This window comes from Pseudomonas argentinensis, assembly GCF_001839655.2.
GTDB classification, from domain to species: domain Bacteria; phylum Pseudomonadota; class Gammaproteobacteria; order Pseudomonadales; family Pseudomonadaceae; genus Aquipseudomonas; species Aquipseudomonas argentinensis_B.
Map to the genome: position 1 here is coordinate 3,747,385 of NZ_CP056087.1, position 18,004 is coordinate 3,765,388.

Genomic DNA, 18,004 nt, shown 5'->3' on the forward strand with positions numbered 1-18,004 from the left:
CGCAGCATAGGGGCCCACTGACGGGCCCCAGTCCCCTCGCCTACAAGGAAGTAGCCGCATGACACGTTGGCTGGATAAACCCTCGATGGACAGCGACGAGCTGATCGATCTGGTCATCGATCGTTCGCAGCGTTTTCTCAGCCGCTACGCTTCCCCCGTTGCCAAGTTCTGCCCGCCATTGTTCGGCTTCGCGATATTCCTGCTCTACTTCAATCGGCACGGTTTCTACCCGACCTTCGACCTGTTCCAGTTCTCCTCACTGCTGCTGGCCGCCGCGGTACTTGGTTTCGTGCTGATAGGCACTTATGTACTTCTGCTAGTAGTGCCAGGCGCCTGGCTCCATTACGGGTTCGTCAACTCGCCACCGATCAAGGAGGACCTGCGCTATGTAAGACCAGCCAACGGCAAGCAGAGCTTCCGGTTCATTAGCATTCTGCTGGGTCTTATATATGTCGCCCCCTTTGCGTTCAGCGCGCTATGTGCAATGTATGTGGCGTTCTCGTACACCTCGCTCTTCCAACCAGCCATATTTCTGATTCCTGCACTGATGACCCTACTTGCAGGTTTGCTGCTTCAAAAGCTGCTGGAGCTGCGCAGCTACAGCTTCCTGCGCTACATGTGGTCGGCTTACCTTCCAACCGTAATCGTTGCATTCCTGAGCGTTCGCATCATTCTCGATGCGTCGGCCGGCATTGACGGTATCGACAACAGCCTGCTTCAAGCTTGTGTCGTCTATGGCACGCCACTGTTGATCAGTTTGATTGCAGGTCTCTGTGCCACCGGCTTCATCGCCGGCTGGAGCTTCACCCTGCATTTCGCCACCTTCTTCGCCCTGCTGATCGCCTTCTACAGCGGCCTTCTCACCACTCTGCCAGACAAAACCGTGCGCGCCATCGGCCTGGGCAACTACCAGGCCGAGCGCATCATTCTGGATAGCAGCTATTGCGACAGCGATGCGCAAAAGGCCCTGGCCTTCGATAACCAGTGTTCCCTGACAGACGTCCATGTGGTCTGGCTGATGGGCGACAGCCTGCTGTTCAAGCTCGACAAGGAAGGCAAGCAATTGATCCAGGTGCCGTCGCGCTTTATCAAGATGGTGGTCAAGGCTTCGGATTGAGCCGGCGTGCAGTACTCCAGCGCACACGCAAGCTCCACCCCTGCTGCATCCCCGCAGCCGCCAACAGGATGGCCGCCACGCCCAGCCACTGCAGCGCACCGAGCTGGTGATCGAAGGCGACCCAGTCCACCGCAATCGCCGCGATCGGGTAGATGAACGACAGCGCGCCGGTCAGCGCCGTGGGCAGCTTCTGGATGGCGCCGTACAGCAGCACGTACATGCCGCCGGTATGCACCACACCGAGGGTGAGCAGGATCGCCCAGGTCTGCTGGCCCTGGGGCAGCGTGGTGAAATCGGCCAGCGGCGCCAGCATCAGCACGCCAACGCTGACCTGGATCAGCGCGATCAGATGCGGTGGCACGCCCTTGAGCTTCTTGATGAGCAGGGCGGCCACGGCGTACAGAAAGGCGGCGCCCAGGGCGAAGGCGATGCCCACCAGGTAGTCACCACCGCCCTGCCCCGCACTGCCGTGGGCGCTGACGATGGCCAGCATGCCGAGAAACGAGATCGACAACCAGGCGAGCTTCTGCAGGGTCAGTTTTTCGCCGAGAAACAGCGCCGCCAGGATCACCAGCATGAACGGCTGCACGTTGTAGACCGCGGTGCCGATGGCGATCGAGGCGCGGGAATAGGACGCGAACAGCAGCAACCAGTTGCCGACGATGGCCACTCCACTGACCACCGCCAGCATTGCGGTATAGCGGCTGAGCAGGCCCGGGCGCAGAAAGCCCAGCATGGCGCAGACCACCAGCAAAGTCAGGGCGCCGAACACGCAGCGCCAGAACACCACCTCCAGAACCGGCAAGCCGGACAGCAGAACGAACCAGCCGATGGTGCCGGAAATCAGCATGGCGGCGACCATTTCCAGCGTGCCTCTGTGAATCTGCTTGTCCATCATCGTGCTCCTTCAGTGAGGCACGAATTATGGCAAGCGGCGCGATGGCGCTCCATGGCGAAAGAGAGGCGGAAAGGGCATTCCGCCTTTACTATCAAGGCAGAAAACCGGAATCACCTTTGGAGCCAATATGATCGATGAAATCGACCAGCAGCTGATCGCGGCCCTGACCGAAGACTCGCGCCGCTCGCTCAAGGCCCTGGCACACATCAGCGGCCTGTCCTCGCCGAGCGTGGCGGAGCGGCTGCGCAAGCTTGAGGAAAAAGGGGTACTGAAAGGCTATGGCGTAGAGGTCGACCCGCGCGCATTCGGCTACCAGCTGCAGGCCATCGTGCGCATTCGCCCGCTACCCGGCCAGCTGCATGAGGTGGAACGGCAGATCCAGGCCACGCCGCAGTTCACCGAGTGCGACAAGGTCACCGGCGAGGACTGCTTTATCGCCCGGCTGCATGTGCGCTCGATGGAACAGCTGGACGAAATACTCGACCATATCAACGTCTATGCCCTGACCAATACGGCCATCGTCAAGAAGACCACGGTGAAGCGACGGCTGCCGCCCATGGCGTGATGACGAGACGCACGACTCGCCATCACGGCCGGCTTTATTTCAACTGGCTGGCAAAGCGCTCCACGGCGCCGAGCACCTGCTTGGCGCCCTGACGAATCTCGACGATCACGTCGCCGGCCTGGTTGGCCAGCTCCAGGCCCGCCTCGGCCTGCTGGCGGCTGCTGGCCATGTCGCGCACCGCAGCATCGACCAGCTTCTGGTTTTCCTGCACCACGCCGACGATCTCCTCGGTGGCCTTGCTGGTGCGGCTGGCCAACTGCCGGACCTCGTCGGCGACCACCGCGAAACCGCGCCCCTGCTCACCGGCACGGGCGGCCTCGATGGCAGCGTTGAGCGCCAGCAGGTTGGTCTGCTGGGCGATGCTGCCGATGGTCTGCACCATGGTGCTGATCAAAACCGACTGCTTGCCCAGGGCCTCGATGCCCTCGGAGGCCGAGCCCATCTGTTCGGAGATGCGCTGCATGGTCTGCACGGTATCGGTGACCACCTGGGCACCGCGCTGGGCGGTGGTGTCGGTCTGCTGGGAAATGCCGTAGGCGATTCCCGCTGCCTCGTTGACCTCGTCTTCGCGGTTGACCTGGTCGGTGATCACGGTGGCGAACTTCACCACCTTGTAGAGTTTGTCCTGGGTATCGTGCACCGGGTTGTAGGTCGCTTCCAGCCATACCACGCGGCCGTGGCTGTCGACGCGCTTGAAGCGCCCGGCCACGAACTCGCCACGGTTCAGGCGTTCCCAGAAGTGCTTGTAGTCGACCGAGTGGGCTTCCTGCGGGTCGCAGAACATGCCGTGGTGCTTGCCCTTGATGCGCTCCAGGCTGTAGCCCATCGCATGCAGGAACTGATCATTGGCGGTCAGCACATGGCCACTGAGATCGAACTCGATCACCGCGGTGGAGCGCAGCAAGGCGTTGATGAAATCCTCGTTCTCACGGGCGCGGTTCATGGTTTCGGTGATCTCGCTACCAATGCACTGAATGCGATGGACCGCACCGCGCTCATCGACCACCGGCTGCCAGCACGCCTGCAGCCACACCAGTGCGCCGTCGGCGCGCAGGAATCGGTAACGATCGCGCACCGAGTGCCCGGTGCGAATGGCCTCGCTCAAATTCTTGAAACACGGCAGGTTCTTTACGTACGCCGGCACGATGTCGCTCATCGGCCGATTGACCAGCTGCTCGGGCCCATAGCCCACGAACCGTGAGAAGTTGGCGTTGGAATCGATGATCCGGCGATCAGCATCGATGGTCAGCATGATCATCTCGGTCTCGATGCCCTGATACAGCTGTCGGAGCAACGACAGTTCGGCATCCTTGGCCTGCAATTCTTTTTTCCACTGGTTACCGAACATGCTCTCTCTCCAGAAGGCAATCACGTTGAAAGTCATCGGCTGCCCTGGCGATTTATTGAGGGCCGTCCAGCCGCAAGATTGCACACCACTCTGCCATCAAGCATAGAGGTAGGTAACGGGTCACGGGGGTTTGCAGGCAAAAATATGCCGCTCGCAAGACCGGGCGGATCCGAAGGCAAATTGGCAGTGCCGCTCAGGTGAAGTGCAGGCTTTACGGCGAGGCTGCCGGTGCTCGGGTTCCCCGGCCTAGCCCTGATCACGCAGCGCCTGCAGCGTGGCACGTCGGCAAAATACCGGCTCTAAGGACTCGGTTGCGTTACTCTGGCGCGATCATCCGCGTGGAGAAAATCCATGGCTTACCCACCCCACCTGCAGGCCGGTGATCGCGTCGTGCTGTTCGATGGCGTGTGCAAGCTGTGCAACGGCTGGAGCCGCTTTCTGATTCGTTATGACCGCGCCGGCAAGCTCAAGCTGTGCAGCGTGCAGTCGCCCCAGGGCCAGGCGATTCTGGCGTGGTTCGGCATGCCGCTGGATCACTTCGACACCCTTCTTTATGTCGAGGGCGACCGGGCCCTGCAGCGCAGCGACGCCATTCTGGCCATCCTCGGCCAGTTGCCGGCACCCTGGCGCTGGGCGACGGTGGCGCGCGTCATACCACGCCGCCTGCTCGACTGGGCCTACGACCCCATCGCCCGCAATCGCTACCGCCTGTTCGGCCGCCACGACCACTGCCCGGTGCCGCGCCCGGAAGACCGCGAGCGTTTCCTGCATGACTGACGCCCGGCTGGCGCGCCTGGCGTTGGCGGCGATCTTCATCTACCACGGGCTGGTGCCCAAGCTGCTGCTGCGGGACGCCACCGAACTGCAGCTGCTCGACGCCCATGGCTTGCCCCATGGCCTGCTTGCGTTGGCGGGTGCGGGCGAGGTGCTGCTGGGGCTGCTCATCATGCTGCTGCGCCAGCAGCGCTGGCCGCTCTACGTGGCGCAGGTGGCGTTGCTGGTGCTGCTGGTGGATGTGGCGGTCTTCGCGCCCGCATTGCTGACCCAGGCGTTCAACCCGCTGACGTTGAACCTGGCCGGCCTGGTGCTCGGCGTGATCGCCCTGCGCGGACACCCGGCGCAGCCGATGCCGCGTTAACGGCCTTCCTGCTCGCGCAGGAGCCGCGCGATTTCGGCCTGACGCCGATAGGCCGGCGCCTCGACGGCATTGAAGTCGCGGCTGTATCGCGCCGCAAAGCCCGCCGTGCCCCATTCCCGGTACTGCTGCACGTGCAGCAGTTCGTGGGCCCACAGCGCGGCATCCTGCTCGGCCATCCGCGCATCGCGAAACACGATGATGTCGATCAGGGTGACCGCCTGGATATCCGGGTTCTGCATCACGTTGCGGGCGGCGCTCAGCTCGTCCAGGTCGCCGACCTTGTAACGCACCGCATCGAGCAGTTCGGCGGCGTAGAACGGCAGCAGCTGTTGGCGGATCTGCGGCGGAATCGGCAGGATACCCTGGCGCGCCGCCGATTCGCGCGAACGCAGGATCCAGCCTTCCAGCGCGGCGGCGGTGATGGTGCCGGCGCGCTCCTGCATCGGGCCAAGCACGCCGTTGGGGTCCGGCACGCAGATGCAGCCGCCCAGGCACACCCGGGTTTCACCCGGCGCGCAGGCCAAGGCGGCAGGCAGCGGAAAAACCGTCAGCAACACGTACAGCAGAACCCGTCTGGACATCTAACGCTCTCGATCAGACAAAGACGCGACCATGGCGCCAGCCGCTGCGGTTGTCCAGCCCTGCCGCCGGGTAAAGCCAATTGCCTACGCGCCAGACGATGACGGGCTGAGCATCTCGATTTCACGAATCTCGAAATCGCGACTCAGGTACGCCATGCACCGCTCATGAAAATCGCGCATATGGGGCAGCGCCGTGTGCACCGCCAAGTGCTCTCTGGACTGCCAGACCTCGAAGAAGATGAACAGCGTCGGATCGCTGGCATCGCGCAGCATGTGGTACTCGATGCAGCCAGGCTCGGCGCGGCTGGGCTCGACATAGGCGCGAAACAGCTGCTCGAACGCATCGGCCTGCTCCGGGCGGGTATGGGCGTGAAGAATGAAACCGTACATGGGCGTCTCCTGGGTGGGTACTGCCGCACCGTACCGCAGGCAAACGCATTACATTCATGCATTTCAGTCAAAAGTAATTTGCCCCTGCCGGTATTTTTCACCTGCGCGCGAAGCCGTAACCTGAGCCCATTCAATCAGTTACCGAGACCTCCATGAAAAACATCCTGCTCCTCAACGGCGGCAAGCAATTCGCCCACTCCGATGGCCGCCTCAACCGCACCCTGCACGACACCGCCGCCGCGTTTCTCGATCAGGCCGGTATCGCGTTCAAGACCACCGAAATCGACGCCGGCTACGACGTCGCCGAGGAAGTGCAGAAATTCCTCTGGGCCGACGTGGTGATCTACCAGATGCCGGGCTGGTGGATGGGCGCGCCGTGGATCGTCAAGAAGTACATCGATGAAGTCTTCACCGAAGGCCACGGCAGCCTGTACGCCAGCGATGGTCGCACCCGCTCCGATGCCTCGCAGAAGTATGGCAGCGGTGGCCTGATCCATGGCAAGCAGTACATGCTGTCGCTGACCTGGAACGCCCCGCAGCAGGCCTTCGACGACCCCAGCGATTTCTTCGAGGGCAAGGGCGTGGATGCGGTCTACTTCCCCTTCCACAAGTCCCAGCAGTTCCTGGGCATGAGCGCCCTGCCGACCTTCCTGTGCGTGGACGTGATGAAGCGCCCGGATGTCGAGCGTGACGTGCAGCGCTACCGCGAGCACCTGGCGCGCGTCCTGCAGAGCGCCTGATCCGGCATGACAAACGGGGCGGCGACCGGCACTATCGGCCGCTCCGCCTCGCCATGGATTGCCCCTATGCCCATCCCCAGCCTCCATACCCCGCGCCTGCTGTTGCAGCCCCTGCAACTGGCAGACGCCGAGCAGATCCAGCCGCTGTTCGGCCAATGGGAGGTGGTGCGCTACCTCAATGCCCAGGTGCCCTGGCCCTACCCGGCCGATGGGGCGCTCGTCTATCTGCGCGATGTCGCCCTGCCCGCCATGGCTGCCGGCCGGGAATGGCACTGGACGCTGCGGCCCGGCGCCGAGCCCGCGCGGGTGATCGGCGTGATCAGCCTGATGGATACGCCCGGCAACAATCGCGGCTTCTGGATAGCGCCAGCCTGGCAACGGCAGGGCCTGATGAGCGAGGCCTGCGTGGCGGTCAATCGCTACTGGTTCGAGGTGCTGCAACGCCCGCTGATGCAGGTGCCCAAGGCGGTGGCCAACACGGCGTCGCAGCGCATCTCCGAGCGTGAGGGCATGCGGTTGATAGAGACCGGCGAAAGCCATTACGTCAGCGGCCGGCTACCGTCCCAAACCTGGGCGCTCAGCCGGGATGAATGGCTAAACCAGCAGACCTGAAATCTGCTGGCCTGCGCCTTACAGCGGCTGCACCTTGAGCGGGCGGGAAAAGCGGTAGGTGGTCACGCAGCACAGCAGCAGGCCACCGATACCCAGCAGGCCGCCGACGATGCCGACATTGGCCACGCCCAGCTGGCTGCTCACCACGCTGCCGAGCAAGGCGCCACCGCCGATGCCGATATTGAAGATGCCGGAGAACAGCGCCATGGCCACATCGGTGGCGTCCGAGGCGAGGTTCAGCACCTTGGCCTGCAGTGCCAGGCCGAAGCACATCATGGCAATACCCCACACCACGCTCAGGGTCGCCAGGTAGGCGTGCTCGCGGGCCACGGGCAACAGAAGCAGCATGCACAGGCTCAGCACGGTTATCGCGGCGATCACGAAACCACGCGGAAAGCGGCCGCTGTAGCGGCTGAACAGGATGGAGCCGATGATCCCGGCGCAACCGAACAGCAGCAGCAATACGGTGACCATGTCGGCGGCGATGCCTGCAACTTCCAGCGCAAACGGCTCGATGTAGGTATACGCAGTGAAGTGCGCTGTGATCACCAGCGCAGTCAGCACGTACACGGTGACCAGCGCCGGGCGCTTGAACAGTACCGGCAGGCTGCGCAGCGAACCGGAGTTCTGGCTCGGCAGCAGGGGCAGGTTCTTCATCAGGCACAGCACCACGACGCCCGCTACCACGGCGATCACCGTAAAGGTGGTGCGCCAGCCCAGCACCTCGCCGATCACCCGGCCCAGGGGAATGCCCAGCACCATGGCCAGCGCACTGCCGGTGGCCAGCAGGCCAAGGGCCTGCGCCTGCTTGCCTTCAGGTGCTACGCGCACCGCCAGGGAGGCGGTGATCGCCCAGAACAGCGCGTGGGCCAGGGCGATGCCGATGCGGCTGACCACCAGCACGGTAAAGTTCCAGGCGACGCCGGACAGCACATGGCTGGCGATGAACAGCACGAACACGAAGGCCAGCAGCTTGCGTCGCTCGATATTACGGGTCAGCAGCATCAGCGGCAGCGACGCCAGCGCCACCACCCAGGCATAGATGGTCAGCATCAGGCCAACACTGGCGGTGGTCATCTCGAAGCTATAGCCGATCTGGCTCAGCAAGCCCACCGGCACGAATTCAGTGGTATTGAAGATGAAGGCGCCGAGCGCCAAGGCGATCACGCTCAGCCAGCTGCCGCTGTGCGCTCTTTCCGGTGTGTTCATTCCGCTGATATCCACCTTTGGGGAACGCTGACTACAACGGCCAGTCGCCCGAAGCCGGATGGCAGCGAGCGCGGTAGGAAGCGAACGGGAAAAATGTAAGACCCATACCTGACGAACACGCACCCGGCAGCTCGCGCTCCCGAAGCGGCGGACGCTGGGAGTTGCGATGCGGGGTGCGGAAAATTATAGGTATGGGATGACCTGCGGCGGCGATTCTACGCACGGCCTGGCGGCTGAACAATACGCTCGGGAAGGTGCTGATTGGATGGGCGACGGCCGGTCTTCAGAACGATCATCGGTTGCTGTCTATGAGCGTGGGAAGTGGCAGCTTCAAGGCAGAAGCGGACATTGAGCTTCAAGCCGCAGGCCTCAAGCTGCAAGAACAAGAGAGAGCAATGCGGACTGCTTTTAACCTGTAGCTTGGAGCTTGCAGCTTGCGGCTGCTTCCGCCACTTACCAGCCCTAATCCGGCACCTCCACGCTGATATGAATCGCATCGTGGCGCCAGTATTCGAGGTCGCAGTCGATCAGCCGGCCGTGCTGGTCGCGGTTGACCCGGGTGATACGCAGCGCCGGGCTGCCGGCGGCGACCTTGAGCGCGGCAGCAGCGTCGGCGTGCAGGGCCGTGGGCACCATGTCGAAGCGCACGCGGCCGTAGCGTATGTCGTACTGGCTGGCGTACAACTCGGTGAGCGAGCGGGTCAGGTCATAGTCGAGAATGCCGGGAAAGTAGCTCGGGTTGAGGTAATGCTCGACATACAGCACCAGCCGCCCATCGATGCGCCGCGCGCGGCGGATCTGGTAGACGCTCGACAGCCCCGACAGGCCCAGCACCTGGCAGATCTGCGCGTTGGCGGGCATCAGCCGGGCGCTCAGCACCTCGGTGGCCGGCACCCGCCCCTGCTCGGCGACCATGGCGTGGAAGTGGGTGCGTACCGACGGGTTGTAGGCCACCCGCGCCGGCGACACGAACCAGCCGCGGCGCTCCTCGCGGTACACCAGCCCCTGGGCCTCCAGCTGCCCCAGTGCCTCGCGTAGGGTGATCCGGGTGGTGTCGAACAGATCGCTCAGGCGGCGCTCGGCCGGCAGTTTGCAGCCGGCGGGCAGTAGGCCGTGTTCGATCTGTTCCTGCAGCGCGCGGCAGATGGTGGTAACGGCCCGCGGCGTGTCATCGCGCATCACCCTGATTCCTTTTGGACTAGACCAGCCCCATCACGGGGCATGTTGCGGCCATCTCTACGCCGCACCTCTTGCCGCCCAGGCTAGGCAAGCACCATGACCGGCAGATGACAGCCAGGCTGCAAGCAGGGGCCATGCCAGGCAATTCAATGCCTTGGGCTGGTCTACGCTCTCTAGCGCAACGCCAGTGATGGGTATCCGACCCCGTCGACACAAAACTGTCATTGGCAGCGCCTACATTGGCTTGGCTCTTGCTGATCTAGACCAACCTCGCATCGCAAAGGAGTTTCCAATGAAACAACTGCTACTGGCATCGCTGATGGGCAGCGCCATCGCTCTGGCTTCCCACGCCATGGCCGCCGACACGGACTTGACTGCACTGGAACAGGCCGCACGCAAAGAAGGCGCCGTGAACAGCGTCGGCATGCCGGACAGTTGGGCCAACTGGAAGGACACCTGGCAGGACCTGAGCGACAAGTACGGCCTCAAGCACATGGACACCGACATGAGCTCGGCCCAGGAAATCGCCAAGTTCGCCGCCGAGAAGGACAACGCCAGCGCCGACATCGGTGACGTGGGTGCCGCCTTCGGTCCCATCGCCGTGCAGCAGGGCGTGACCCAGCCCTACAAGCCCAGTACCTGGGAGCAGATTCCCGAGTGGGCCAAGGACAAGGACGGCCACTGGGCGCTCGCCTACACCGGCTCGATTGCCTTTATCGTCAACAAGCAGCTGGTCAAGGACGTGCCGAAAAGCTGGGCCGACCTGAAGACCGGCAAGTACCGCGTGGCCATCGGCGACGTCAGCGCGGCCGCCCAGGCGGTCAACGGCGTTCTGGCCGCCGCCATCGCCAACGGCGGCGACGAGAAGAACATCCAGCCGGGCCTGGATTTCTTCGCCGAGATTGCCGAGCAGGGTCGCCTGTCGCTCGCCAACCCGACCATCCAGACCCTGGAAAAAGGTGAGGTGGAAGTTGGCATCGTCTGGGACTTCAACGGCCTCTCCTACCGCGACCAGATCGACCCGAACCGCTTCGAGGTGCTGATCCCGTCCGATGGCTCGGTGATCTCCGGCTACACCACCATCATCAACAAATACGCCAAGCATCCCAACGCCGCCAAGCTGACCCGCGAGTACATCTTCAGCGATGCCGGGCAGATCAACCTGGCCAAGGGCAACGCCCGTCCGATCCGCGCCGAGCACCTGACCCTGCCGGCCGAGGTGCAAGCCAAGCTGCTGCCTAACGAGCAGTACGCCAAGGTCAAGCCGATCAAGGATGCCGCCGCCTGGGAAGCGACCTCCAAGGCACTGCCGCAGCAGTGGCAGGAAAACGTGATCATCAATATGGAGTGATTCGGGACACCGCATCCATCCGCTACGTGGCATGTAGGGTGGATGGCGTTTTTTCATCCACCATTGCGCTCGTGAAATGGTGGACGGATGAAGCGTCGTCCACCCTACGCTTACGATCTTCTCAACCCAGGATTACCCATGCCGTCCAAGGTCATCCTCGTCATTCTCGACGGCCTCAATTTCGAGGTCGCTCGGCATGCGCTCGGCCACCTGCAGGCGTATCGCGCCGCTGGCCGTGCTGCGCTGTACAAACTCGAGTGCGAACTACCATCGCTGTCACGGCCGCTCTACGAGTGCATTCTCACTGGCGTGACGCCCATCGACAGCGGCGTCGTGCACAACAACGTGGTGCGCCTGAGCAGCGAGCGCAGCGTGTTCCACTACGCTCGCGCCGCCGGGCTGAGCACCGCAGCCGCGGCCTACCACTGGATAAGTGAGCTGTATAACCGCGCGCCCTTCGTGGCGGCCCGCGATCGGCATACCAGCGATGCCGAGCTGCCGATCCAGCACGGGCATTTCTATTACCTTGACCACTACCCGGGCTCGCACCTGTTCGACGATGCCGAGAGCCTACGCCTGGCCCATGCGCCGGACTTTCTGCTGGTGCACCCGATGAACATCGACGACGCCGGCCACAAGCACGGCCTGAACAGCAGCGGGTACCGCAATGCTGCGCGGGTCGCCGACATCCTGCTGGCCAATTACCTGCAAGGCTGGCTGGACGCCGGTTATCAGGTGCTGGTGACCGCCGACCACGGCATGAACGACGACCGCTCCCACAATGGCTTGCTGCCCGAAGAACGCGAAGTGCCGCTGTTCGTGCTCGGCGATGCCTTCAGCCTCAGCGAAGCCGCCGCGCCGAAACAGCTGGAGCTGTGCGGCACCATCTGCGAGCTGCTCGGCGTGGCCCATGACAAACCTCTGTGCCGGGAGCTGCTGCGATGAGCGCCACCCACAAGCCGCGCGGCAAATGGCTGGCCCTGCTGTGCCTGCTGCCCTTCGCGGTGTTCTTTATCGCCTTCCAGATCGCGCCCTTGGTGTGGGTCGCGCTCAACAGCCTGAACACTCCGGATGGCTGGGGGTTGGGCAATTTCGAGAAGGCCTTCGCCTCGAAGTTCTACATGCAGGCGGTCAAGCACAGCCTGCAGATCGCCTTCTGGTCAAGCGTGTTCGGCATGCTGATCGCCATCATCGGCAGCTACTCGCTGCGCCAGGTGGATTCGAAGCTGCGCGACTTCGTGATCGCCTTTTCCAACATGACCAGCAACTTCGCCGGCGTGCCCCTGGCATTCGCGTTCATCATCCTGCTCGGCTTCAACGGCGCGCTGACCCTGCTGCTGATCCAGGCCGGGCTGATCGACAGCTTCAACCTGTACTCCAAGAACGGCCTGATCGTGCTCTACACCTACTTCCAGATTCCCCTCGGCGTGCTGCTGCTCTACCCGGCCTTCGACGCCCTGCGCCAGGACTGGCGCGAGTCGGCTGCCTTGCTCGGCGCCGGCACCTGGGACTTCTGGCGGCACATCGGCCTGCCGGTACTGACCCCGGCGCTGCTCGGCACCTTCGTGATCCTGCTGGCCAATGCCCTGGGCGCCTACGCCACGGTGTACTACCTGACCACGGGCAACTTCAACGTGCTGCCGATCCGTATCGCCGCGATGATTTCCGGGGACATCTCCCTCGACCCGCACATGGCCAGCGCCCTGGCGATGATCCTGGTCGGTCTGATGGCGGCGATCACCCTCATCCATCAATTGCTGCTGAGGAGGAGCTACCATGTCCCGCGCTGATGCCCCGGGGGCCGGTCTCTACCACCGCGTGGTGGTCTGGCTGCTGTTTCTGATCCTGCTGCTGCCCCTGGCCGGCACCCTGCTCTACTCCCTGGCCACCAGTTGGTCGGCGACCATCCTGCCGGACGGGCTGACCTTCAAGTGGTACCTCGAGCTATGGGGCGAGCCGCGCTTTCTCAAGGCCTTCGCCCAGTCGCTGCTGGTCTGCTTCGGCGCCCTGGCACTGTCGGTGGTGCTGATCCTGCCGCTGCTGTTCGTGGTGCATTACCACTTCCCGAAACTCGATGCGGTGATGAACGTGCTGATCCTCTTGCCGTTCGCCGTGCCGCCGGTGGTGTCCGCCGTCGGCCTCTTGCAGCTCTACGGCTCCGGTCCGCTGGCCATGGTCGGCACGCCGTGGATCCTGATCGGCTGCTACTTCACCATCGCCCTGCCGTTCATGTACCGAGCCATCACCAACAACCTGCAGGCCATCAACCTGCGCGACCTGATGGACGCCGCCCACCTGCTCGGCGCCAGCACCTGGAAGGCCGCCTTTCTGGTGGTGCTGCCCAACCTGCGCAAGGGCCTGATGGTGTCGCTGTTCCTGTCCTTCAGCTTCCTGTTCGGCGAATTCGTGTTCGCCAACCTCTTGGTCGGCACGCGCTACGAGACCCTGCAGGTGTACCTCAACAACATGAAGAACAGCAGCGGCCACTTCAACAGCGCCCTGGTGATCTCCTACTTCTTTTTCGTCCTGGTGTTCACCTGGGCGGCCAATCGACTGAACAGGGACAAGGCATGAGCTTCCTGAGCATCCAGAACCTGCACAAGAATTACGGCGGCACCGCGATCTTCAGCGACATCAACGCCGAGATCGAACAGGGCGAGTTCGTCACCCTCCTCGGCCCGTCCGGCTGCGGCAAATCCACCCTGCTGCGCTGCATCGCCGGCCTTACCGAGGTCAACGGCGGCAAGATCCTGCTCGGTGGCGAAGACCTGGTGCCGCTCGCGCCACAGAAGCGCGGCATCGGCATGGTGTTCCAGAGCTACGCGCTGTTCCCTAACATGACTGCCGCCCAGAACGTCGCCTTCGGCCTGCGCATGCAGAAGGTCGGCAAGGAACAATCCGCCGCCCGTGTGCAGGAAGCCTTGGCGATGGTCGAGCTGGGCGACTTCGCCGGCCGCTACCCGCATCAGCTGTCCGGCGGCCAGTGCCAGCGCGTCGCCCTGGCCCGCTCGCTGGTCACCCGCCCGCGCCTGCTGCTGCTCGACGAACCGCTGTCGGCCCTCGATGCGCGCATCCGCAAGCACCTGCGCGAGCAGATCCGCAGCATCCAGCAGGAGCTTGGCCTGACGACGATTTTCGTTACCCACGATCAGGAAGAGGCATTGGTCATGAGCGACCGCATCTTCCTGATGAACGCCGGGCGCATCGTCCAGAGCGGCGACGCGGAAACCCTCTACACCGCGCCGGCCGACGCCTTCGCCGCCGGTTTCATCGGCAACTACAACCTGCTCGACGCGCCCACCGCCAGCCGCCTGCTCGGCCGCCTGGTGAGCAGCCAGGTGGCGATTCGCCCGGAAGCCATCGTGCTCGGCAAGGGCCCGATCAGCGCCACCATTCGCAGCCACGCCCTGCTCGGTAATATCATCCGCTACCGGGTGGACGCCGGCGGCGTGGAACTATTGGTCGACGTGCTCAACCGTAGCGCCGACGACCTGCACGCCAACGGCCAGCCCATCTCACTGGATATCGCGGCGAATGCCGTGCGAGAGGTAGCTTGATGGCCCTGGCAATTTTCGATCTCGACGAAACCCTGATCAACGGCGACTGCGCCAGCCTGTGGAGCGAACACATGGCCACCCTGGGCTGGGTCGACGGCGAGAGTTTCATCGCCAAGGATCACCAACTGATGGCGGCGTACGCCGAAGGCAAACTGGCCATGGAGGACTACATGACCTTCAGCCTGTCGCCGCTGGTGGGGCGCACGCCCGAAGAAGTCGCCTTCGTGGTCGAGCCCTTCGTGGAAGACGTGATCGAGCCGATCTTCTTCAGCGACGCCACCCGCTGCCTGGCCAACCATCGCGAGGCCGGCGACCGCATCCTGATCATCTCCGCCTCGGCGCATTTTCTGGTCAGCGCCATTGCCGAACGCCTGAAGGTCAACGAGGTACTGGCCATCGACCTGCACGAGGAATACGGCCATTACAGCGGCAAGACCACGGGCGTGCTGACCTACCGCGAGGGCAAGGTCACCCGCCTGCATGCCTGGCTCGAAGAAAACGGCGAAAGCCTGGACGGCGCCCACTTCTACTCCGACTCACGCAACGACCTGCCGCTGCTGCAGCGGGTCGACAACCCCCACGCGGTGAACCCCGACCCGGTGCTGCGCGAGCATGCCGAACGGGAGGGCTGGCCGATTCTGAGCTGGAGTTGAGGCAGAGGTCGATAACAGCAATGTGGCGGTAGCGGCCGTTCGCCCCGTAGGGTGGATGGCGCTTTTTTTCATCCACCGTTGCGATTGCAGAGCGGTGGACGGGTCGGGCCGCGTAGGTGAAGCCTCGTCCACCCTACGAACTGAGCCCTATGGAATGGTTTATCTGTGGGAGCGGGCCATGCCCGCGAAAAAAGCCACGGGCATGGACTAGGCGCCCCCACCCGTTCCCACAGGTAAAGCAAGGATGTCCGCTGCTGCCTTGATGCTACCCAAGTGGCGCCGTTAAAGAAGATCGTAAACCGCCTCTTAGAACGTCACACCCGCAATCAACGCGATATTGCTGTAAGGCCGGCACTCCCCGGTACGAATCTGCACACGAGCCTTGGCACAGGCGACCTTGAGCTCGTCATGGCTGACCAGTTGGCGCTCGCCCAGCTCGCCTTCTGCGCTCAGTTTCTCGATGGCTCCGAGCGCCAGTGGCGCCACCTCCAGGGTTTCCCTCGCCAGCAGATGGCCTTGCACCTGCATCTCGCTGAGCACCACCTGCAAGGTGGTGACGAAGTCCGGTACACCGGCGGTCAGCGCCAGGTCGATGCATGGCGTACCTGCGGGTACCGGCATGCCGGCGTCGCCAATGACGATGATGTCGCCATGGCCCAGGCGAGCGATGGCGGCGGAGAGTTCGGCGTTGAGCAGTGGCGTCTTCTTCATGCGGGCAACTCGTGGCGATGAGGGATGGAGGGCTGTGCGCCCGGCCGGGTGACGGCCAGGGCGGCAGCTTGCTGGCCGAGGCGGATAGCGCTTTCCAGCGGCATGCCTTCGGCCAGCCCGGCAGCGAACCCACCGACAAAGGTGTCACCGGCGGCGGTGGTGTCGACCGCCACCACAGGCTCGACCGGCAGGTGCAGATGGCGCTCGCCATCGGCGTAGAAAACGCCCTGGCTGCCGAGGGTGATCAGTACGCGGCGGGCGCCACTGGCCAACAGTGTTTCCGCGGCCTGCAGCGCGCTGCGCGGCGAGTCGACAGCGATACCGGTCAGCAGCGCGGCTTCGCTCTCGTTGGGAATCAGGTAGTCGATCAGGCTGTACCAGCTTTCCGGCAATGGCCCAACGGCGGGTGCCGGGTTGAGGATCACCGTGCGGCCCAGCGCGTGAGCGCGGGCCAAGGTGGCCTCGACCGTGGCCATGGGCACTTCCAGCTGGGCAATGACGATATCGGCTTTCTCCAGCAACCCATCATGGTCGGCCAGGCGCTCGGCGGTCATTTCGCCGTTGCCGCCCGCCGCGATGACGATGGCGTTCTGGCCGGCGTCGTCGACCAGAATCGTCGCGATGCCGGTGGCCACACCGGGCACCGTCGCCACGCCGCTGCAGTCGATGCCTTCGGCAAGCAGGCCGGCGCGCAGCTCGGCACCATTGGCGTCGTCGCCCACGCAGCCGACCATCGCCACCTTGGCGCCGAGGCGCGCCGCGGCCACGGCCTGGTTGGCGCCCTTGCCGCCGGCGGCAGTGGCAAAGCCGTGGCCGGACAGCGTTTCGCCGCCAACCGGGAAACGCGGCGTGCGGACGATCAGGTCCATGTTCAAGCTGCCCACCACAACTACTTTCGCGTGCATTACCGGTGTTCCTCTCAATCCGCCAAAGCGCGCACGCGCTCAGGCCGGCTCAAACAAGGGGCGCCGCGCTGGATTCGCGCAGCACGAGGGTGGGTTCGATGAGTCGCTGTTCGGCGCTCAGGCTAGGGGTGCGGATACGCGCCAGCAGCCGCGCAGCCGCGGTCTCGCCAAGTTGGCCGATGGATTGGCCGACGGTGGTCAATGCCGGGTGCAGGTAGCGACTGACTTCGATGTCATCGAAGCCCACCACCGAGAGCTGCCGCGGCACGTTCATCTTACGTTCGGCAGCGGCGCGCAGCACGCCCAGGGCGATCATGTCGTTGCCGGCGAAAATCGCCGTTGGCGCGTCATCGCCGCCCAGCAGTACTTGGGCCGCCGCGTGCCCGGCCGGGCTGGTAAAGGCGCAGTCGGCCACCGGCAGCGCCCTGACGTTGGCTTCGGCCAGGGCCCGTCGGTAGCCCGCCGCGCGCAGCTGGACCACCTGGGTGCTGGCCGGCCCACCGATACAGGCGATATGCCGATGGCCGAGTTCGAGCAGGTGTCGTGTCGCCAGGTAGGCGCCGCGCTCGTGATCCACCTGCACGCGATCGGCCGTCACGCCATCGAGGGAACGGTCGACCAGCATCAGCGGCACCTTCAAGCCCGCCAGCGCCTGGGCGAATGCCGCATCGCTGGCCACGGTGGCGACGATCAGCCCGTCGATGCGCCGCTCCAGCAGCACGCGCAGGTAGCGCAGCTGCTTGTCGATGTCATCGTCGGAATTGCACAGGATCACGCTGTAGCCGTTGCGTTCGGCATGGTCCTCGATGCCGCGGGCCAGCTCGGCGAAGTACGGGTTGCTGGCGTTCGGCACCAGCAAACCGATGGTGCCGGTGGCGCGGGCTCGCAGCGAGCGGGCCACGCCGCTGGGCACATAGCCCAGCTCGGCGATGGCCGCCTCGACCTTGCTGCGCACCGGATCGCTGACCGGCCGGGTTCCGTTCACCACGTGTGACACCGTGGTGTAGGAAATACCGGCCCGGGCGGCGACGTCCTTGATGGTGGCCACGA

General features: G+C 64.1%; 21 protein-coding genes and 1 pseudogene. 12 read left to right on the forward strand and 10 right to left on the reverse strand.

Going from position 1 to position 18,004, the window contains the following annotated elements:
* Positions 1–58 precede the first annotated feature (58 nt).
* Complete coding sequence (locus SA190iCDA_RS16790) at positions 59–1,117, forward strand: hypothetical protein (RefSeq protein ID WP_236100874.1); 1,059 nt, start codon at positions 59–61, stop codon at positions 1,115–1,117.
* Here the strand turns inward: SA190iCDA_RS16790 and SA190iCDA_RS16795 are convergent.
* Positions 1,101–2,012, reverse strand: a complete 912-nt coding sequence (locus SA190iCDA_RS16795; RefSeq protein WP_070886503.1) for a DMT family transporter — start codon at positions 2,010–2,012, stop codon at positions 1,101–1,103. The two genes, SA190iCDA_RS16790 and SA190iCDA_RS16795, sit on opposite strands and share 17 nt — an antisense overlap.
* 130 nt (positions 2,013–2,142) lie before the next feature.
* On the opposite strand from SA190iCDA_RS16795, the gene SA190iCDA_RS16800 reads away from it, so the two are divergent.
* Complete coding sequence (locus tag SA190iCDA_RS16800) at positions 2,143–2,580, forward strand: Lrp/AsnC family transcriptional regulator (protein ID WP_070886504.1); 438 nt, start codon at positions 2,143–2,145, stop codon at positions 2,578–2,580.
* 34 nt (positions 2,581–2,614) lie between these two features.
* On the opposite strand, the gene SA190iCDA_RS23525 is transcribed toward SA190iCDA_RS16800, so the two are convergent.
* Positions 2,615–3,220, reverse strand: coding sequence for a methyl-accepting chemotaxis protein (locus SA190iCDA_RS23525; RefSeq protein ID WP_419203949.1), 606 nt, complete (start codon positions 3,218–3,220; stop codon positions 2,615–2,617).
* A pseudogene (locus SA190iCDA_RS23530) lies at positions 3,203–3,964 on the reverse strand (PAS domain-containing protein); the annotation flags it as partial. The pseudogene SA190iCDA_RS23530 and the gene SA190iCDA_RS23525, both read right to left, overlap by 18 nt.
* A 315-nt stretch (positions 3,965–4,279) precedes the next feature.
* On the opposite strand from SA190iCDA_RS23530, the gene SA190iCDA_RS16810 reads away from it, so the two are divergent.
* Both SA190iCDA_RS16810 and SA190iCDA_RS16815 read left to right on the forward strand, forming a co-directional pair.
* Positions 4,280–4,705 carry a thiol-disulfide oxidoreductase DCC family protein gene (locus SA190iCDA_RS16810; RefSeq protein WP_070886506.1) on the forward strand — a complete coding sequence of 142 codons (426 nt, stop codon included), beginning with the start codon at positions 4,280–4,282 and terminating at the stop codon, positions 4,703–4,705.
* Entirely contained in the window at positions 4,698–5,066 is a 369-nt protein-coding gene (locus SA190iCDA_RS16815) for a DoxX-like family protein (protein ID WP_070886507.1), read from the forward strand. The genes SA190iCDA_RS16810 and SA190iCDA_RS16815 overlap by 8 nt, the downstream gene beginning before the upstream one ends.
* Here the strand turns inward: SA190iCDA_RS16815 and SA190iCDA_RS16820 are convergent.
* Both SA190iCDA_RS16820 and SA190iCDA_RS16825 read right to left on the reverse strand, forming a co-directional pair.
* Positions 5,063–5,647, reverse strand: coding sequence for a DUF4157 domain-containing protein (locus tag SA190iCDA_RS16820; RefSeq protein WP_070886508.1), 585 nt, complete (start codon positions 5,645–5,647; stop codon positions 5,063–5,065). The genes SA190iCDA_RS16815 and SA190iCDA_RS16820 overlap by 4 nt on opposite strands.
* Before the next feature lie 84 nt (positions 5,648–5,731).
* Positions 5,732–6,037 carry a putative quinol monooxygenase gene (locus SA190iCDA_RS16825; protein WP_070886509.1) on the reverse strand — a complete coding sequence of 102 codons (306 nt, stop codon included), beginning with the start codon at positions 6,035–6,037 and terminating at the stop codon, positions 5,732–5,734.
* Positions 6,038–6,189: 152 nt separating this feature from the next.
* On the opposite strand from SA190iCDA_RS16825, the gene SA190iCDA_RS16830 reads away from it, so the two are divergent.
* Both SA190iCDA_RS16830 and SA190iCDA_RS16835 read left to right on the forward strand, forming a co-directional pair.
* Positions 6,190–6,777 carry an NAD(P)H-dependent oxidoreductase gene (locus tag SA190iCDA_RS16830; RefSeq protein WP_070886510.1) on the forward strand — a complete coding sequence of 196 codons (588 nt, stop codon included), beginning with the start codon at positions 6,190–6,192 and terminating at the stop codon, positions 6,775–6,777.
* A gap of 66 nt (positions 6,778–6,843) precedes the next feature.
* A complete protein-coding gene (locus SA190iCDA_RS16835) occupies positions 6,844–7,389 on the forward strand; it encodes a GNAT family N-acetyltransferase (protein ID WP_070886511.1) in 546 nt (181 codons plus the stop codon).
* A gap of 18 nt (positions 7,390–7,407) precedes the next feature.
* Here the strand turns inward: SA190iCDA_RS16835 and SA190iCDA_RS16840 are convergent, their stop codons facing one another.
* Positions 7,408–8,598: a sugar transporter gene (locus SA190iCDA_RS16840; RefSeq protein ID WP_070886512.1), complete on the reverse strand. Its 1,191-nt coding sequence runs from the start codon at positions 8,596–8,598 to the stop codon at positions 7,408–7,410.
* Between the two features lie 462 nt (positions 8,599–9,060).
* A complete protein-coding gene (locus SA190iCDA_RS16845) occupies positions 9,061–9,777 on the reverse strand; it encodes a UTRA domain-containing protein (protein ID WP_070886513.1) in 717 nt (238 codons plus the stop codon).
* Between the two features lie 292 nt (positions 9,778–10,069).
* On the opposite strand from SA190iCDA_RS16845, the gene SA190iCDA_RS16850 reads away from it, so the two are divergent.
* From SA190iCDA_RS16850 to SA190iCDA_RS16875, 6 genes are all read left to right on the forward strand, one after another.
* Positions 10,070–11,128: an ABC transporter substrate-binding protein gene (locus SA190iCDA_RS16850; protein WP_070886514.1), complete on the forward strand. Its 1,059-nt coding sequence runs from the start codon at positions 10,070–10,072 to the stop codon at positions 11,126–11,128.
* A 138-nt stretch (positions 11,129–11,266) separates the two neighbouring features.
* On the forward strand, positions 11,267–12,073 hold the full coding sequence (locus tag SA190iCDA_RS16855) for an alkaline phosphatase family protein (RefSeq protein WP_070886515.1): 807 nt from the start codon (positions 11,267–11,269) through the stop codon (positions 12,071–12,073).
* A complete protein-coding gene (locus SA190iCDA_RS16860) occupies positions 12,070–12,918 on the forward strand; it encodes an ABC transporter permease (protein ID WP_070886516.1) in 849 nt (282 codons plus the stop codon). The genes SA190iCDA_RS16855 and SA190iCDA_RS16860 overlap by 4 nt, the downstream gene beginning before the upstream one ends.
* Positions 12,905–13,702, forward strand: coding sequence for an ABC transporter permease (locus SA190iCDA_RS16865; protein WP_070886517.1), 798 nt, complete (start codon positions 12,905–12,907; stop codon positions 13,700–13,702). The genes SA190iCDA_RS16860 and SA190iCDA_RS16865 overlap by 14 nt, the downstream gene beginning before the upstream one ends.
* Positions 13,699–14,685 carry an ABC transporter ATP-binding protein gene (locus SA190iCDA_RS16870; protein WP_070886518.1) on the forward strand — a complete coding sequence of 329 codons (987 nt, stop codon included), beginning with the start codon at positions 13,699–13,701 and terminating at the stop codon, positions 14,683–14,685. Before SA190iCDA_RS16865 ends, SA190iCDA_RS16870 begins: the two co-directional genes overlap by 4 nt.
* Complete coding sequence (locus tag SA190iCDA_RS16875) at positions 14,685–15,338, forward strand: HAD family hydrolase (protein WP_070886519.1); 654 nt, start codon at positions 14,685–14,687, stop codon at positions 15,336–15,338. Before SA190iCDA_RS16870 ends, SA190iCDA_RS16875 begins: the two co-directional genes overlap by 1 nt.
* Before the next feature lie 306 nt (positions 15,339–15,644).
* Here the strand turns inward: SA190iCDA_RS16875 and rbsD are convergent, their stop codons facing one another.
* The 3 genes from rbsD to SA190iCDA_RS16890 are packed head-to-tail and all read right to left on the reverse strand — an operon-like array spanning position 15,645 to position 18,002.
* Entirely contained in the window at positions 15,645–16,049 is a 405-nt protein-coding gene (gene rbsD, locus SA190iCDA_RS16880; RefSeq protein WP_070886520.1) for a D-ribose pyranase, read from the reverse strand.
* A complete protein-coding gene (rbsK, locus tag SA190iCDA_RS16885) occupies positions 16,046–16,954 on the reverse strand; it encodes a ribokinase (RefSeq protein WP_070886521.1) in 909 nt (302 codons plus the stop codon). Before rbsK ends, rbsD begins: the two co-directional genes overlap by 4 nt.
* A 49-nt stretch (positions 16,955–17,003) precedes the next feature.
* A complete protein-coding gene (locus SA190iCDA_RS16890) occupies positions 17,004–18,002 on the reverse strand; it encodes a LacI family DNA-binding transcriptional regulator (protein ID WP_070886522.1) in 999 nt (332 codons plus the stop codon).
* Positions 18,003–18,004 lie beyond the last annotated feature (2 nt).

Coding starts and splice junctions, on each gene's coding strand:
- SA190iCDA_RS16790 (WP_236100874.1), top strand. CDS start 59: ATGACACGTTGGCTGGATAAACCCTCGATGGACAGCGACGAGCTGATC.
- SA190iCDA_RS16795 (WP_070886503.1), bottom strand. CDS start 2,012: ATGGACAAGCAGATTCACAGAGGCACGCTGGAAATGGTCGCCGCCATG.
- SA190iCDA_RS16800 (WP_070886504.1), top strand. CDS start 2,143: ATGATCGATGAAATCGACCAGCAGCTGATCGCGGCCCTGACCGAAGAC.
- SA190iCDA_RS16810 (WP_070886506.1), top strand. CDS start 4,280: ATGGCTTACCCACCCCACCTGCAGGCCGGTGATCGCGTCGTGCTGTTC.
- SA190iCDA_RS16815 (WP_070886507.1), top strand. CDS start 4,698: ATGACTGACGCCCGGCTGGCGCGCCTGGCGTTGGCGGCGATCTTCATC.
- SA190iCDA_RS16820 (WP_070886508.1), bottom strand. CDS start 5,647: ATGTCCAGACGGGTTCTGCTGTACGTGTTGCTGACGGTTTTTCCGCTG.
- SA190iCDA_RS16825 (WP_070886509.1), bottom strand. CDS start 6,037: ATGTACGGTTTCATTCTTCACGCCCATACCCGCCCGGAGCAGGCCGAT.
- SA190iCDA_RS16830 (WP_070886510.1), top strand. CDS start 6,190: ATGAAAAACATCCTGCTCCTCAACGGCGGCAAGCAATTCGCCCACTCC.
- SA190iCDA_RS16835 (WP_070886511.1), top strand. CDS start 6,844: ATGCCCATCCCCAGCCTCCATACCCCGCGCCTGCTGTTGCAGCCCCTG.
- SA190iCDA_RS16840 (WP_070886512.1), bottom strand. CDS start 8,598: ATGAACACACCGGAAAGAGCGCACAGCGGCAGCTGGCTGAGCGTGATC.
- SA190iCDA_RS16845 (WP_070886513.1), bottom strand. CDS start 9,777: ATGCGCGATGACACGCCGCGGGCCGTTACCACCATCTGCCGCGCGCTG.
- SA190iCDA_RS16850 (WP_070886514.1), top strand. CDS start 10,070: ATGAAACAACTGCTACTGGCATCGCTGATGGGCAGCGCCATCGCTCTG.
- SA190iCDA_RS16855 (WP_070886515.1), top strand. CDS start 11,267: ATGCCGTCCAAGGTCATCCTCGTCATTCTCGACGGCCTCAATTTCGAG.
- SA190iCDA_RS16860 (WP_070886516.1), top strand. CDS start 12,070: ATGAGCGCCACCCACAAGCCGCGCGGCAAATGGCTGGCCCTGCTGTGC.
- SA190iCDA_RS16865 (WP_070886517.1), top strand. CDS start 12,905: ATGTCCCGCGCTGATGCCCCGGGGGCCGGTCTCTACCACCGCGTGGTG.
- SA190iCDA_RS16870 (WP_070886518.1), top strand. CDS start 13,699: ATGAGCTTCCTGAGCATCCAGAACCTGCACAAGAATTACGGCGGCACC.
- SA190iCDA_RS16875 (WP_070886519.1), top strand. CDS start 14,685: ATGGCCCTGGCAATTTTCGATCTCGACGAAACCCTGATCAACGGCGAC.
- rbsD (WP_070886520.1), bottom strand. CDS start 16,049: ATGAAGAAGACGCCACTGCTCAACGCCGAACTCTCCGCCGCCATCGCT.
- rbsK (WP_070886521.1), bottom strand. CDS start 16,954: ATGCACGCGAAAGTAGTTGTGGTGGGCAGCTTGAACATGGACCTGATC.